This is a genomic window from Halobacterium bonnevillei (assembly GCF_009831555.1).
GTDB classification, from domain to species: Archaea; Halobacteriota; Halobacteria; order Halobacteriales; family Halobacteriaceae; genus Halobacterium; species Halobacterium bonnevillei.
This window is the reverse complement of the sequence record NZ_WUUU01000099.1, coordinates 1-11,129: the sequence shown is the minus strand read 5'-3', so window position 1 is coordinate 11,129 and position 11,129 is coordinate 1. Positions and strand designations below refer to the sequence as shown.

Here is an 11,129-nt window from a genome sequence, read left to right as displayed (position 1 = left end):
CGCCCGAGGGCGTGGACGCGGCACGGGCGGGCGGCGCGACCTGCGAGGCGACGCCCCACCACCTCTTCCTGTCGCGCGAGGACCTCGACGACCTGGGGACGTTCGGCCGGATGAATCCGCCGCTGCGCAGCGAGGGCCGCCGCGAAGCGCTGTTCGAGCGGCTCGCCGACGGCCGCATCGACGTGGTGGCGACCGACCACGCGCCCCACACGCGCGAAGAGAAAGACGCCAGCATCTGGGACGCGCCGTCGGGCGTGCCGGGCGTGGAGACGGCGCTCCCCCTGCTCCTCGAGGCCGCCCGGACCGGGCGGCTGAGCTACGAGCGCGTCAGGGCCGTGACGGCGACGAACCCCGCGGAGATCTTCGGGCTGCCGCGGAAGGGCCGCGTCGAGGCCGGCCGCGACGCCGACCTCGTGCTCGTCGACCCCGAGGACGCCCGCGAGATTCGCGGCGGCGACCTGCACTCGAAGTGCGGGTGGACGCCCTTCGAGGGGAAACAGGGGGTGTTCCCGGAGTTGACGATGGTCCGCGGGACGGTCGTCTGGGACGGCGACTCGTTCGCCGACCACGACGGCGAGAACGTTCGGCGGGCAGACGACACCTGACCGGCAGGTAGGCACACGACGCCTGACCGCGCAGAACAGCGAGCAGCCGCGATCGCCTAGACGCCGAGCGCAATCGACGTGAGCGCGGCGGCGACGACCCAGCCGGCGCCCGTCCACGACAGCACGAAGAACGCCTCGCGGGCGCTGGCTTCCGTCCACCCCGAACTCACGTTCAGTCGCTCCTGCATTCCCTCGATGGTCCGGCCGAGGCCGACGGCGCTGGACCACGCGGTGACGCCGAACCCGAGGACGAGCGCGCCGAGTGCGAACGCCGTGTCCGTCGCGCCCTTCGGCGACCAGATAGTGAGGAGCGCGAGCGAGACGCCGGTTCCGAGCACGGCGCCGACGGCGACCCAGCGGAGTGCGCCGACGACCAGCGCGCGGTAGCGCTCCGCGCGCGGCCGCGACGACGGGACGCTGGAGTCAGTCAACGGTGTCCCGCATGCGGGGGTCGAGCGCGTCCCGCATCCCGTCGCCGAGGAGGTTGAACCCGAGCACCGTCAGCGCGAGGAACAGGCCGGGGAAGAACGACCACCACCACGCGCCCGAGAACAGGCCGCGCTCGACGCCCTCCGCGAGCATCATCCCCCACGACGGGTCGCCGGGGCTCGCGCCGAACCCGAGGAACGACAGCGCCGCGATGTCGATGATGGCGAGACCGTAGTTCAGCGTCGACTGGACGGTGATCGGCGCGAGGCAGTTCGGGAGGACGTGGCGGATCAACAGCCGGGGGTCCGTCGCGCCGAGCGCGCGAGTCGCGTCGATGTACTCGTCCTCGAGGACTTTCAGCGCGGCGCCGCGCACGACGCGGGCGAACCGCGGCGTGTACACGAGCGTGAGCGCCGCGACAGCGCGCCACAGGCCGAGTTCCTCCGGGAAGATGGTGACCAGCGCAAGCGCCAACAGCAGCGACGGGAACGACAACAGCACGTCCATCGTCCGCATGATGACGTTGTCCGTGAGGTCACCGTAGTACGCGGCGAGGATGCCGGCGGCGATGCCGAGCACGGTCGACGCGAGCACGGTCGCCGTCCCGAACTTCAGCGCGTACCACGCGCCGTAGAGGACGCGCGGGAAGACGTCGCGGGCCTGGCCGTCCGTTCCGAACCAGAACTCGGCGCTCGGCGCGGCCTTCGTCGGGTTCGTCCCGAACATCGTGTCGACGATGGTGTCGATGTCGTACGCGAGTCGCGCGAAGATGGCGATGGCGAACATCCCCCCGATGAGTACCAGCCCGAAGACGGCGATGCGGTTCGAGAGCAGTTCCTCGAGGAACGGACTGGCGCGGACTCGCTCGAGGAAGCCACGTTCGACGTCCGACGACTGTGAGGTATCCGTGCTCATTGTTCGATCCGGGGGTCGAGGATGGAGTACGTGATGTCCACGAAGAGGTTCACGAGGGTGTACATGAATGCGAACACGAGGACGGTCGCCTGCACGACGGGGTAGTCACTGCGCTCGATGGCCGACACCAGCAGGGTCCCGATGCCGTTGATCTCGAACACCGTCTCGGTCAACACGGACCCGCCGAGCAGCGACCCGAACTGGATGCCGATGATGGTGATGACGGGGATGAACGCGTTCCGGAGGCCGTGTTTCATCACGGTGATTTTCGCGCCCTGGCCCTTCGCACGCGCCGTCCGCATGTAGTCCATGCGAATGACTTCCAGCATCGACGACCGCATCATCCGGGAGATGAACGCCATCGAGTAGACGCCCAGCACCACGACGGGCATCAGCAGGTGGCGGGCCGCCGACTCGAAGGCCGCCAAGTTGCCTTCGAGGAGGGTGTCGACGAGGATGAGGCCGGTCGTCGAGTCGACGAAGTACGACGACGAGATGCGGCCGCTGGTCGGAAGGATGCCGAATATCTGGGCGAACAACAGGATGAGCAGCGGGCCGCTCCAGTAGATGGGGACGCTGATGCCGGCGAGCGCGCCGATGCGGGTGAAGTGGTCCGTGAACGTGTCCTTTTTCACCGCGCTCAGAATCCCGAGCGGCAGGCCGAACAGCAGGCCCGCGATCTGTCCGAGGATGGCCAGTTCGATGGTGATGGGGAGGCGGTCGACGAGAATCGAACTGACGGCCGTCCCGCGCTGGACCTGGTAGGACTGTCCGAAGTCCAGCGCCGCCGTGTCCCGGAGGAAGCGAACGTACTGCTCCCACAGCGGGTCGTCGAGGCCGAGATTCGAGCGGACCTGCTCGACGTACGCCTGGCTCGCTCGCTCGCCCGCGATGGTCAACGCGGGGTCGCCCGGTGAGAGGTGCAGAATCGCAAACACGACTGTCGCGACCCCGAACAGGACGGGGACGAGCAACAGCAGTCGTTTCGCGATAAACCGCTTTGATACCATTACGCGAAGACCGGGCTTCGAGACGCTAAAAACTTCCCGTCGCCGGGGACGATTCGCCGAGCCCTCGGGGAGTTGTCACTCGACTTCGACGAGGTGGAGGTGGGGGCCGCCGATGGCCGACACCGTGTAGTTGCTGACGTTCTCGCGGACGCCGCGGACCTCGTCGGCGTAGTCGATGTACACCCACGGCGCTTCGTCGTGTGCGATCTGTGCGGCCTCGTGGTAGAGGTCCTCGCGGGAACTCTGGTCGGCCGTGCGCTGGGCTTCCTCGACCAGGCTCATGTACTCCTCGTTCGCCCACGCGGCGCGGTTCGACGTGTTGAAGCCCTCAGTGCCCCAGTCCACGTAGTCCTGGCCCTCGGGGGATTCTACCTGCGGGTGGAGCAGCACGTACATGAAGTTGTCCGGGTCGGCGTTGTCGGTGTACCAGCCGGACAGGGAGGCGTCGTGGCGGCCCTCGCCGGTGTACGTCAGGTAGTCACCGAACTGGCGGTCGTCGATCTCGACGGTGATGCCGATCTCGCCGAGGTTCGTCCGGATGGTCTCGGCGGTCGGGAGCGGCGCGGGGTTGTAACCGCGCGCGTTCTGGAACGTCGTGAGCTGGAAGGAGAACCCGTCACCGTAGCCCGCTTCCTCGAGCAGGGACTTCGCCTTCTCGAGGTCCTGGGGGTACGCCTCGATGTCCGGGTTGTGCCCGAACAGTGCCGGCGGACACGGCTGGTTCGCGTCCGTCGCGATGCCCTCGTAGACCTCTTCCACGATGGACTGGGTGTCGATGGCGTAGCTGATGGCCTGGCGGACGCGGGTGTCGCGGAACGCCTCCACGCGGGACTGGTTGAACACCATGTAGCCGATGTTGATCCCCTGTCCGCTCTCGACCGCCGCGTTGTCCGCGTCCTCGACCGTGCTGATGGTGTCGGGGTCGAGGTTGTCGATGATCTCCAGTTCCTCCTCGACGAGCGCCTGTGCGCGCGTGGAGTTCTGGCCGCGCTCGATGAACAGGAGTTCGCTGACCTGCGGGCCGTCGCCCCAGTAGTTGTCGTTGGGGGTCAGCCGGATGCGGCCGTTCGCGTTGTCGAGTTCGTCGAGCTGGAACGGACCGGTGCCGTTGGCGTCCTGGTTGAAGTTGAAGTCGCTCTCGACGTCGTCCTTGGACATGACCACCGCCGCGAACATCGCGAGGTTCCGGAGGAACGGCGCGTACGGCTGCGTGAGCGTGATGTTCAGCGTGTAGTCGCCGTCCTTCTCGACTGAGTCGATCCAGTTCCCGAGCGTGAACGGCCCGTAGACCGAGGACTCCTCGAAGTGGTACTCGTAGTCCTCGTCGACGAACCGACGGTACGTCGCGATGAAGTCGTCCGCGGTGAAGTCGGTACCGTCGTCGAACTGCGCGTCCTCGCGGAGCTGGAGCGTGACGCTCTCGCCGTCCATCGTCCAGTCGGTCGCGAGGCTCTTCTCGAGGGTGGCCTCGCCCGGTGTGAAGTTGATGAGGCCGTCGTAGATCTGGTTCGTGACCTTCGACACTTCCCCGCTGGTCGTGTTCTGTGGGTCGAGTGTGTCCGAGTGAGCGCTCCGGCCGTACCGGAGCGTCCCGCCACCGTCGCCACCGCCGCCGAGACACCCGGCGACAGAGCTGGTTGCTGTTGCAGCGACTGTGGCACTACCCGCCGCTTTCAGGAAGCTCCGCCTGGAAAGCTGGCTGTCATTACCTGCCATAAGAGAAATCCATAGAGCTACATAAATAATACTACCGGACGGCACTCGAACCACCGGACGAGAGGCAGATTGACTGATAGGTCAGTCAGATACAACCGCGCAAGAATTGCCAAGACCGATAGACGGCGCTGGTACGAGCGGCGCTCGATGGGTGCCAGGATGGCAACAGGAGGACTATTCCGCGTCGGTGAAGAGGTGGCAGGCCGCCGGATGGTCGCTGTCGCCGAGTGACGGGTCCTCGCGCTCGCAGACGCTCTCGAACGTCTCCTCGAGGACGCGCTCCGCGGACTCCCAGTCGCCGTCCTCGAGGTGGCGGAACGACTGCTCGATGGCGTCCCGGGACTTGCCCGACAGCGGGCCGTCGAAGAACTGGTCGCGCAGCACGGCGTTGACGTCGCTGCCGCCGTCCGCGACGGCGCGACTCGCCGGCTGCTCGCCCGCGGCCTCCGCGCGCACCGCCTCGAGGTCGATGTCGCGGGACTCGACGCGCTGGCGGTAGAACATCACTTCCCGGTACCGCTCCTGCTCGATGTCGAGGTCCTCGGGCGGGATGATCGACGGACACCGCGTTCGGAAGTGGCACCCGCTCGGCGGGTCGATGGGCGACGGCACGTCGCCTTTCAGGATGGTGCGGCCGCTCGTGTCCGCCAGCGGGTCTGGTTCGGGAATCGCTGAGAGCAACGCGTTCGTGTACGGGTGCTTCGGGTCGGCGAACAGCGTGTCGGTCTCCGCCACCTCCACGATCTCGCCGAGGTACATCACCGCGACCCGGTCGGAGATGTGGCGCACCACGGAGAGGTCGTGGGCGATGAAGAGGTACGTCAGCCCGAACTCCTCCTGGAGGTCCTCCATGAGGTTGATGATCTGGGCCTGCACGGAGACGTCCAGCGCCGACACCGGCTCGTCGGCGACGATGAAATCCGGGTCGACCGCGAGTGCGCGAGCGATGCCGACGCGCTGGCGCTGCCCGCCCGACAGTTCGTGGGGGTAGCGGCCGTACTGGCTCTCGTCCAGGCCGACTTCCTCGAGGAGTTCGAGCACGCGCTTGCGTCGCTCGCCCTTCGCGAGGCCGTGGATCTTCAACGGCTCCATGATGGTCTGCCCGACGGTCATCCGCGGGTCGAGACTCGACATCGGGTCCTGGAACACCATCTGCATGTCCTTGCGCTTCTCGCGCAGCTCGGACTTCGAGAGGTCGCCGAGGCTCTCGCCCGCGAACACCACCGTGCCGTCAGTCGGCGGGTCGAGGTGGAGCAGCGCCCGCCCCGCCGTCGACTTCCCGCAGCCCGACTCCCCGACGAGGCCGAGCGTCTCGCCCTGCCGGACGTCGAGGTCGATGCCGTCGACCGCTTTCACGCTTGGTTCCTTCCCGGGGAACAGGCGGTCGAAGACGCTGTCCTCCTGCTCGTAGTACTTCCGCATCCCGTCGAGGGTGACGATGGGGTCGCCGATGTCCTGTGTGGTCGCTGCGGCGACGCCCTGCGTGCCGTACTCGCTCTCGTCGAACTCCGGCAGGATGCACTTCGAGGTGTGGTCGACGTCGCTGCCGCCGTGCTGGAGGAACGGAATCTCGCCCTCGCGGCACTCGGGTTGCGCCCACGGACACCGGGCGGCGAAGTGGCAGCCGTCGGGCATGTCGATGAGGTCCGGGACGTTCCCCTCGATGGGCGTCAGTCGCTCTTTCTCCTCGGTCGGAATCGACTCCAGGAGCGTGTACGTGTACGGGTGACTGGGGTTGTGGAAGATCTCCTCGACCGGACCCTCCTCCACGATCTCGCCGGCGTACATCACCGCGACCCGGTCGCAGGTCTCCGCGACCACGCCGAGGTCGTGGGTGATCATCAGCACCGACATCCCGAACTCGTCCTGCAGGTCGTCGATGAGGTCCAGGATCTGGGCCTGAATCGTCACGTCCAGGGCCGTCGTCGGTTCGTCCGCGATGAGCAACTGCGGGCGGCACGCCAGCGCGATGGCGATGAGCACGCGCTGGCGCATCCCACCGGAGAACTCGTGTGGGTACTCCTCGAGGCGCGTCGTCGCCTCAGGAATGCCGACCTCCGTGAGGATGTCGACGACGTCCGCGATGACTTCCTCGTCGTACTCGCGGCCGCCGATCTTCGGGAGGATCTCCCGGATGGCGTTCAGCCACGTGTCGCGTTTCCGGTCGCCGTACCGGTGGAGGCGCAGCGACTCGGCGACCTGTTCGCCGACCGTCACTGCGGGGTTCAGCGACGTCATCGGGTCCTGGAAGATCATCCCCATCTCGCCGCCGCGGACCTTCCGCATCGCCTCCTCGGGCGCCGCAGTGAGGTCGATGACGCCGTCCGCGAGTGTCACTTCGCCGGCGTCCTCGCCCACACCGTCGCCGTTCCGGAGTCGCTGGCGAGCGTCGTCGTCGACGTACACGAACCCTGCGTCCGCGTCCTCGATGGCGGTTTCGAGGTCGTCCGCGACCACTGACGCGGTCGCGCGGTCGTCCAGGCGGTCCGCAGCGTCGCGGAACGCGTCAGCGAGCGCCGCGGGGTCGTCGCGGCCCGCGAGGTCGTCCGCCATCCCGCGGAGTTCCTCGGGGACGGCGTCGACGTGCTCGCCGGTTCGCAGGTCGCTGACGACCTCCCGCGACGCGTCCACGAGTTCGAACGGGTACGCGACGAGGGCGTCGTCGTAGTCCACGAGGAAGTCCGCCGCGAGGCGGGGCGACCGGAACGTCACGCGGCCGTCCACGACCTCCCCGGGTTCGTCCACGAGGTCCATCGCGGACAGCGCCGTGACGCTCTTCCCGGACCCGGATTCCCCGACGAGGCCGACGGTCTCCCCCTCCCCGATGGTGAGGTCGATGCCGTCGACCGCCTTCACTGCGCCGCGCTTCGTCTTGAACTGCGTCCGGAGGCCGGAGAGAGACAGGAGGTCAGTCACTGCGAGAAAGTCACGGGGCGCCGAAGATATACCTTGTGGGACTCCGTCACTGACTGACCGCCGTCCCGGCCTCGGACCCGCACTCAAGACAGGTGGGCAACGCTTATCCCCGGTGCTGCCCGGGGTGCAACTATGAGCGAGAACCCCGCCGGCGACGTTCCCGAGAACGTGCAGGCGGCCGATGGCTGGAACGCCGTCATCGACGACATGGCGGCGACGGCCGACGCGTACCGCGACCGCGGCTGGACCACGCTGGAACTCCACCCCGGCGACTCCGTGCTCGTCGACTCCGAGTTCCGGACCGGCCTCGACGTCGTCCTGCCCGGCCCCGAGTACGAGAAACTGGAAGCCATCACCGAAGACGACGACACCGCGTTCACCGACGTCGACGTCTTCACCGCGGAGGACGGCGGCATGTTCTACCTGCTCGTCGTCGAGAAGGACCCGGACACCGAGACGGCCGTGTTCGTGCCAGCGTACTACGACCCCGGCGGGTCGCAGCCGAAACTCGACTCGATCACCGAAGCCGGCGAACTCCGGCTGTTCTGTCGGCGCCTGAACAACGACTACGTGGAGTTCGTCCACGAGGACGTCGCGCCGTTCCTCCCGGACGGGCTGCTGGACGCCTAGCCCTCGCCAGGCGCCGGACGTCCTGCTCGCCGACCTGCTCGTGCTGCCCGACGCCTACGTTCTACTCGAAAGCCTGCCGCACACCTCGACACCTGTCGGACTGCGCGACGATTGACGCGCTAGTCGTCGCCGCTGGCGTCCGCCTCGATGGTGTGCCCGCAGTTCGGGCAGTCGGTGCCGTCGTGACGGAGTTCGTCACTCGCCGACCGCACGTCCCGCATCACCGACGAAATCCGCTCCTCGGCCTCCAGTTCGTCCTCGACCGCGAGATCCACGCCCTCCACCTCCAGCAGGAACTTCGCGACCTCCGTCACCTCGTACATCAGGTCGTCGAGTTCGTCCGCCGTGAAGAAGTCGCACATCGCGCCGTAGAGGAACGTCGCGCCAGCCATCCGCACCTTGTCCTCGAACGCCGTTCGCGCCTGATTGACGGCCTGCGGGCTGTACGTGTCCGTCATGAACGGGATGAGCTCCGGGAGGTTCTCCCCGATCTTCGTCATCTCCACGCCCGTCTCCGTCCGGAAGTCCGCGCACAGCCGGGCGATCGCCCACTCGCGGGCCGTGATGTACGTTCGGTCCCGGAGGAACTCGTTGACGCGCTCGTACTGCGCGCCGTTCATCTTCGAGAACCGGGTGTACTCGCGGACGTCCTGCGGGACGTCGTCGTCCGGTTCGGTCGGGTCGTCGGCGAGTGGCTCGACCGCTGGCGTCAGGTCCCAGTCGGCGGGCGAACCGCGTTGGTCGGGCATGGGGGTGGATTGCCGGGTTGTGCGCAAAAGCGTGTCGCCGGAGGGTTCGAGCGAAGCGAGACCCCCCGAACGAGCGAGCGGGGAGCGTAGCGACCGCGAGCAACCGGGGCCTCGGACGAAGTGAGGACTCTCCAGGTCAACGAGCGGGTCGTTCCTCCCCGCTCGCGTATTCGGCGGTTCCTCGATTCGCCCGGAACCGCTCAGCCGAATCCTTTTCTACGAACGCCCTGACTGTCCACGTATGAAAGTGCTGTTGGGTATGGGCGGCGCCGAGGACTCACTCGACGCGCTCGAGGAGACGGTGACCCGTGCGGCTGCCGCGGGCGACGAGTTGACCATCGGCATCGTGGAGAACCCGGAGAGCGACCGGACGCCCGAGCAACTCGTGGCGGCGGCGAACGCGGAACTCGAGGCGGTGGGCCTGGACGCCGACGTGCGGCAGCTGTCCGGGGACCCGGGGAGTTCGCTGGTGCAGGTGGCGGAGTCGGAGGCATTCGACCAGATCGTGCTCGGGGGCGGACAGCGGAGCCCGATGGGAAAGATCCGGCTCGGACAGATCGCGGAGTTCGTGCTGTTGAACTCGCACGTGTCCGTAAAACTGGTGCGCTAACATGCCGGACGAACGCGTCTACCCGGAGGACGTCGCCGGCGAGTTCCCGCGGCCGCCCACCGAGTTCACTGACCGCGAGGACCGCGAGATCGAGGTGCGGGCGTGGCGCGAGCACCACGACGCCGACAGCGAGGCGTTCGAGGCGCTCGTGGAGATGTACGTGGACTTCGACCCGGCGGACCGCGCGCAGGGCGTGCCGCCGGTCGGCGAGACCCGCGTCCGGGACTGGCTGGAGAACCTCCTGGAGCAGGACGGCTTCGACGTCCTGGCGTGGCACGGCGAGGACGTGGTGGGCCACGGGACCCTGGTGCCGGACGACGAGACGACGTTCGAACTCGCAATCTTCGTCCACCAGGACTACCAGGGCGCGGGAATCGGCACGGAGCTCATCGAGGCGCTGCTGGGGTACGGCCAGGAGCACGGCGCGGAGTACGTGTGGCTGACCGTCGAGCGGTGGAACCGGCCGGCGGTCGCGCTCTACGAGAAGGTGGGCTTCGAGACGGCGTCCGCGGAGAGCTTCGAGATGGAGATGGCGATTCGGCTGTCGTGACCGCGGGCGGCGTCGATTCGCAGCAATTTACTCCCGGAGGCGGGGACGTTGACGAATGCCCGACCCCGAGCGGTCCGACGCGGCCCCCGAGCGGTCCAACGAGCACGTGTCCCGCGGGAACAAGTTCACCCTCCAGGTGGCGCTGGCCTGGGCGACGCTGGTGGTCCTGAACGCGGTGTTCGGACAGACCGGCGCGTTCAGCTTCGTGTTCGTCGGCGTCTTGACCCTGGGCGCGACGTGGGTGCTGGTGCACGCGCTGTTCGAGCACGTCGACCAGTTGATAGAGACGCGAATCGAGGAAGCAGCGGCCGCGGGGGAGGAGTCGGGAACGGGGGCGACGCCGGAGTGACCGGACGGACCCCGTGGCGGCGGCCTCAGACCGAGAGGACTGGCTGGCTGGCGTAGAGGAGGACGTACTCGGCTGCTTTCTCGAGGACGTCGCCGGTCTCGCCGCGCAGTCCCTCGCGCGGGATGGTGAGGAAGTCGGCGTCGACGTCGTCGGCGGTGTCGAGAATGACGCTTCCTGGATGCTGGAGTTTCCGGGACGTGGAGAACCCGTACGCCATCGAGGATTCGACGGTGACGGTGTCGGGCGCGAGTTCGGCGACGTCCGCGAGGAACGCCTCCGTCTCCTCGGCGAGTTCGGCCTGGTCGACTTCGCCGGCGTTGATGCTGCGGCTGACCGTCTCGCCGAAGACGTAGAGTGCGTGGGCGTCGGCGCCGTACCGGTCCGCGACGGCGAACGCGTACTCGGCGGCCGTGACGGACGCGTCCGTGCCGTCCACGGGAACGAGTACGGTGTCCACTTCGAGGCTCATGGGAGCGACTGCGTATGCAGGCTACTAAAGCGCTCCGCGTATCGACGGGTGGAGCGGAGCGTATCCCGGCGGGCCGGAGCCGAGCCGTGGTCGACTGGAGGTGAGTGCTGGTCGGACGGCCCGCATCGGCGGTCGGTCGAGGCGGACCGTCGTTCGACCGCGCGTGGCTTTAAGGGGCGCG

General features: G+C 67.8%; 12 protein-coding genes. 5 read left to right on the top strand and 7 right to left on the bottom strand.

Annotation, left to right across the window (positions count from 1 at the left end; all coding sequences use genetic code 11):
* Nucleotides 1–605 (top strand): amidohydrolase family protein (locus GRX66_RS12050; RefSeq protein WP_159526785.1); only part of this gene is annotated, 605 nt, incomplete at its 5' end.
* 56 nt (nt 606–661) lie between these two features.
* Here GRX66_RS12050 and GRX66_RS12045 read toward each other — a convergent pair.
* The 5 genes from GRX66_RS12045 to GRX66_RS12025 all read right to left on the bottom strand — a co-directional run bounded on the left by GRX66_RS12045 (nt 662) and on the right by GRX66_RS12025 (nt 7,591).
* The gene (locus tag GRX66_RS12045) at nt 662–1,036 is read right to left on the bottom strand and encodes a DUF7268 family protein (RefSeq protein ID WP_159526784.1); all 375 of its coding nucleotides are present in this window, start codon (nt 1,034–1,036) and stop codon (nt 662–664) included.
* On the bottom strand, nt 1,029–1,949 hold the full coding sequence (locus GRX66_RS12040; RefSeq protein ID WP_159526783.1) for an ABC transporter permease: 921 nt from the start codon (nt 1,947–1,949) through the stop codon (nt 1,029–1,031). Before GRX66_RS12040 ends, GRX66_RS12045 begins: the two co-directional genes overlap by 8 nt.
* On the bottom strand, nt 1,946–2,959 hold the full coding sequence (locus tag GRX66_RS12035) for an ABC transporter permease (protein ID WP_159526782.1): 1,014 nt from the start codon (nt 2,957–2,959) through the stop codon (nt 1,946–1,948). Before GRX66_RS12035 ends, GRX66_RS12040 begins: the two co-directional genes overlap by 4 nt.
* A 75-nt stretch (nt 2,960–3,034) precedes the next feature.
* Nucleotides 3,035–4,675, bottom strand: a complete 1,641-nt coding sequence (locus GRX66_RS12030) for an ABC transporter substrate-binding protein (RefSeq protein ID WP_159526781.1) — start codon at nt 4,673–4,675, stop codon at nt 3,035–3,037.
* 174 nt (nt 4,676–4,849) lie between these two features.
* Nucleotides 4,850–7,591: an ABC transporter ATP-binding protein gene (locus tag GRX66_RS12025; RefSeq protein ID WP_325064084.1), complete on the bottom strand. Its 2,742-nt coding sequence runs from the start codon at nt 7,589–7,591 to the stop codon at nt 4,850–4,852.
* A gap of 132 nt (nt 7,592–7,723) precedes the next feature.
* Here GRX66_RS12025 and GRX66_RS12020 point away from each other — a divergent pair, with 132 nt between their 5' ends.
* Nucleotides 7,724–8,221, top strand: coding sequence for a DUF7529 family protein (locus GRX66_RS12020; RefSeq protein WP_159526780.1), 498 nt, complete (start codon nt 7,724–7,726; stop codon nt 8,219–8,221).
* 119 nt (nt 8,222–8,340) lie between these two features.
* On the opposite strand, the gene GRX66_RS12015 is transcribed toward GRX66_RS12020, so the two are convergent.
* Nucleotides 8,341–8,970 carry a DUF5806 family protein gene (locus GRX66_RS12015; RefSeq protein ID WP_159526779.1) on the bottom strand — a complete coding sequence of 210 codons (630 nt, stop codon included), beginning with the start codon at nt 8,968–8,970 and terminating at the stop codon, nt 8,341–8,343.
* Nucleotides 8,971–9,211: 241 nt separating this feature from the next.
* Between GRX66_RS12015 and GRX66_RS12010 the strand changes: the two genes are divergently transcribed.
* The 3 genes from GRX66_RS12010 to GRX66_RS12000 are packed head-to-tail and all read left to right on the top strand — an operon-like array spanning nt 9,212 to nt 10,479.
* On the top strand, nt 9,212–9,580 hold the full coding sequence (locus GRX66_RS12010; RefSeq protein WP_159526778.1) for a universal stress protein: 369 nt from the start codon (nt 9,212–9,214) through the stop codon (nt 9,578–9,580).
* Nucleotide 9,581: 1 nt separating this feature from the next.
* Entirely contained in the window at nt 9,582–10,130 is a 549-nt protein-coding gene (locus tag GRX66_RS12005) for a GNAT family N-acetyltransferase (protein WP_159526777.1), read from the top strand.
* Between the two features lie 55 nt (nt 10,131–10,185).
* Nucleotides 10,186–10,479: a hypothetical protein gene (locus GRX66_RS12000; protein WP_159526776.1), complete on the top strand. Its 294-nt coding sequence runs from the start codon at nt 10,186–10,188 to the stop codon at nt 10,477–10,479.
* Nucleotides 10,480–10,504: 25 nt separating this feature from the next.
* Here the strand turns inward: GRX66_RS12000 and GRX66_RS11995 are convergent, their stop codons facing one another.
* Nucleotides 10,505–10,948, bottom strand: a complete 444-nt coding sequence (locus GRX66_RS11995; RefSeq protein WP_159526775.1) for a universal stress protein — start codon at nt 10,946–10,948, stop codon at nt 10,505–10,507.
* Between the last annotated feature and the right edge of the window lie 181 nt (nt 10,949–11,129).

Coding starts and splice junctions, on each gene's coding strand:
- GRX66_RS12040 (WP_159526783.1), bottom strand. CDS start 1,949: ATGAGCACGGATACCTCACAGTCGTCGGACGTCGAACGTGGCTTCCTC.
- GRX66_RS12035 (WP_159526782.1), bottom strand. CDS start 2,959: ATGGTATCAAAGCGGTTTATCGCGAAACGACTGCTGTTGCTCGTCCCC.
- GRX66_RS12030 (WP_159526781.1), bottom strand. CDS start 4,675: ATGGCAGGTAATGACAGCCAGCTTTCCAGGCGGAGCTTCCTGAAAGCG.
- GRX66_RS12020 (WP_159526780.1), top strand. CDS start 7,724: ATGAGCGAGAACCCCGCCGGCGACGTTCCCGAGAACGTGCAGGCGGCC.
- GRX66_RS12015 (WP_159526779.1), bottom strand. CDS start 8,970: ATGCCCGACCAACGCGGTTCGCCCGCCGACTGGGACCTGACGCCAGCG.
- GRX66_RS12010 (WP_159526778.1), top strand. CDS start 9,212: ATGAAAGTGCTGTTGGGTATGGGCGGCGCCGAGGACTCACTCGACGCG.
- GRX66_RS12005 (WP_159526777.1), top strand. CDS start 9,582: ATGCCGGACGAACGCGTCTACCCGGAGGACGTCGCCGGCGAGTTCCCG.
- GRX66_RS12000 (WP_159526776.1), top strand. CDS start 10,186: ATGCCCGACCCCGAGCGGTCCGACGCGGCCCCCGAGCGGTCCAACGAG.
- GRX66_RS11995 (WP_159526775.1), bottom strand. CDS start 10,948: ATGAGCCTCGAAGTGGACACCGTACTCGTTCCCGTGGACGGCACGGAC.